This window comes from Pedobacter borealis DSM 19626, from assembly GCF_000708285.2.
In the GTDB taxonomy this organism is placed as follows: Bacteria; Bacteroidota; Bacteroidia; order Sphingobacteriales; family Sphingobacteriaceae; genus Pedobacter; species Pedobacter borealis.
Genome location: NZ_JAUG01000183.1, coordinates 1 through 2,648, shown reverse-complemented (window position 1 = coordinate 2,648; position 2,648 = coordinate 1). Strand labels below are relative to the sequence as shown.

Here is a 2,648-nt window from a genome sequence, read left to right as displayed (position 1 = left end):
TTTTCACTATACACCATAGGCCCTTCGACTCCGCTCAGGTGACACACAGAGGGGAATAGATTGAATGCTGATTCCGTGGTTCGTGTCCTCACGAACCACCTGCGTTAGGTAATTTGCCGCCAAAATCTTGAACATTTTCACTATACACCATAGGCCCTTCGACTCCGCTCTGGGTGACGCATCGTGGGGATGAGTCGCAGGGATATTCTGTGTTTTCGTGTGTCCGTGGCTCAACAGAAAGGCCCTTTGACTACGCTCTGGGTGACAGATCAAGGGATATTGACTAAAGATTTTGAACTACCGATTTGGACTCTAACGGACTTTTAGCCGTTGTAGAAGCATAATGGCCATTTGTTTTTTTAACGTATTTAACTGTTTTTAACCAACCCGTAAATGGCATTGTGCGTATTGCGGTACCTAAAAATGCCAAACAAGTTCCCGGTACAGCTGCGCTTTTAGTAAACAGCAAGAATTTAGCCTTAAAACAAGCAGACCTTGGTTTGGATCTTGATAAGAATACCTATTAACCTGAGTTCGATTATTAAATCTCATTTTGTGGCGTTTTAATCAAGTTTTCTGTTAAGACGGTCGTCACCCTGAATTTATTTCAGGGTCTTTCACGCTAAAAAGATGCTGAAATAAATTCAGCAGGACGATAAAGCGGGATTAGGCGTAAATAAGATATAATTTTCAGCAAATAATTATCGAACTCAGGTTAATAGCTGTACAGGCTTTGCGCTCCTAAAAAAGAACCTTATCATTTTAAAAAAGCACCTGACTTTGCGCTCTTAAAATAAATTTTACTTTTTTAGTAAAGCAGGTGTAGTGCGTATCGGTTTGGGTAGTCCTTCTTTCCGCTCCTATCTTTTTGTGGTGGTTAGCAGAATGTTGTTGGTTGCTGCAACAAAAAGGATAGCCGCTACAATAAGGTTTATTTCACTAGGGCCTGTAGCACAAAACCATGGGCAGCTTTGTATCGGTTTCCCTGCAGATTAGAAGTACCTAGCCCCGGTCGCAGCGGCATCCCCGGAGTGCAGCGCAGGGATATAGCGAAGAACGGGAAGAAACATTAATAGCTGTACAGGCTTTGCGCTCCTAAAAAAGAACCTTATTGTTTTAAAAAAAGCAGGTGACTTTGCACTCTTAAAATAAATTTTACTTTTTTTGGTAAAGCAGGTGTAGTGCGTATCGGTTTGGGTAGTCCTTCTTTCCGCTCCTATCTTTTTGTGGTGGTTAGCAGAATGTTGTTGGTTGCTGCAACAAAAAGGATAGCCGCTACAATAAGGTTTCATCATCCCTCTTCCATCTTATATAATGAGGTCTTTGCTTTGATAAATAAATACTAATTTTGCGCTCTAATTTTTATAATAATGAGGCTGGCAATAAATGGTTTTGGTAGAATAGGAAGAACATTTTTACGCTTAGCATTGGCTGAGGGATTTGAAGTAGTGGCCATTAACGACCTGGCAGATGCCAAAACGATGGCTCACCTATTTAAGTACGATACTGTTCATGGTGTTTTTGCAGGTGGTGTTTCTGCAAAACCTGATGCACTGGTCATCAATCAGCTTTCTATTCCGGTTTTTGCTATCAAGGATGCCGATGAATTGCCTTGGTCGGCACTTAGAGTGGATCTGGTTATCGATTGTACAGGTAAAAATTTAACCAAGTCATTGGCAGAAAAACACATTACATCAGGCGCAAAACAGGTGCTGATCTCTGCCCCAGCTGCTGACGATATTCCGATGATCGTATTGGGTGTAAACGACCATCAGATCGATCTGAAGAGCCCAGTATTATCAAATGCCAGTTGTACCACGAATAATATTGCCCCGATGATTAAGATTTTGAACGATAAATGGGGTGTTGAAGAGGGTTATATTACAACCATCCACTCGATGACAGGGGATCAGAATCTGCATGATGCGAATCATAAGGACCTGCGCCGTGCAAGGGCAGCTTCATCCTCCATTATTCCAACTACAACAGGGGCAGCAAAAGCCATTACCCATATTTTTCCGGAACTGGATGGCCGTTTAGGTGGGGCAGGAATCAGGGTTCCGGTTTTAAACGGATCGTTAACCGATTTTACCTGCCTGCTAAAGAAGAAGACAAGCATAGAAGAAATTAATGCAGCTTTTAAACACGCTGCGCAAAATGAATTGAAAGGTCTTATTGAGTATACGGAAGATCCAATTGTATCAGTCGATATTATCGACAACCCACATTCCTGTATTTTCGATTCGTTATTAACCTCTATCGTTGGCGATCTGGTTAAAGTGGTGGGCTGGTATGATAACGAATTTGGTTACAGCAGCCGTTTGATCGATGTGGTAAAAAAAATTGATCAGCTTGGTAAAGGCTAAAACGTAGGGCTGGTTTATTGCTTTATTATAAACGATAGTGTTCCAAAAGAACTTTTTCGGAGGAGAACCCGAGGGCGCTGCGAAACAAAATCTTTTAAATTTCATTTCTATAATTTGCTTCAAAGATCTCTTCTCCGAAGGAGTTCCTTTGGAACACTCCACGTTGCTTCGGTCGAGATGACGCCGATTTTTAGAATCTGTCAATGGTGATGATAGAAATTAATTGGTACTGCAAGAAAATGCAAAACGCCCGATTAATTTCTTTCTTTCACCTATAAACCT

At 41.4% G+C, this 2,648-nt stretch carries 3 protein-coding genes; all 3 read left to right on the top strand.

The window, feature by feature from the left end:
* Positions 1–401: 401 nt before the first annotated feature.
* The 3 genes from AW17_RS25230 to gap all read left to right on the top strand — a co-directional run bounded on the left by AW17_RS25230 (position 402) and on the right by gap (position 2,366).
* The gene (locus AW17_RS25230; protein WP_280740064.1) at positions 402–527 is read left to right on the top strand and encodes a hypothetical protein; all 126 of its coding nucleotides are present in this window, start codon (positions 402–404) and stop codon (positions 525–527) included.
* A gap of 298 nt (positions 528–825) precedes the next feature.
* The gene (locus AW17_RS24545; RefSeq protein ID WP_167343717.1) at positions 826–996 is read left to right on the top strand and encodes a hypothetical protein; all 171 of its coding nucleotides are present in this window, start codon (positions 826–828) and stop codon (positions 994–996) included.
* A 374-nt stretch (positions 997–1,370) separates the two neighbouring features.
* Positions 1,371–2,366: a type I glyceraldehyde-3-phosphate dehydrogenase gene (gene gap, locus AW17_RS23320; protein ID WP_029280765.1), complete on the top strand. Its 996-nt coding sequence runs from the start codon at positions 1,371–1,373 to the stop codon at positions 2,364–2,366.
* The last annotated feature ends 282 nt before the right edge of the window (positions 2,367–2,648 follow it).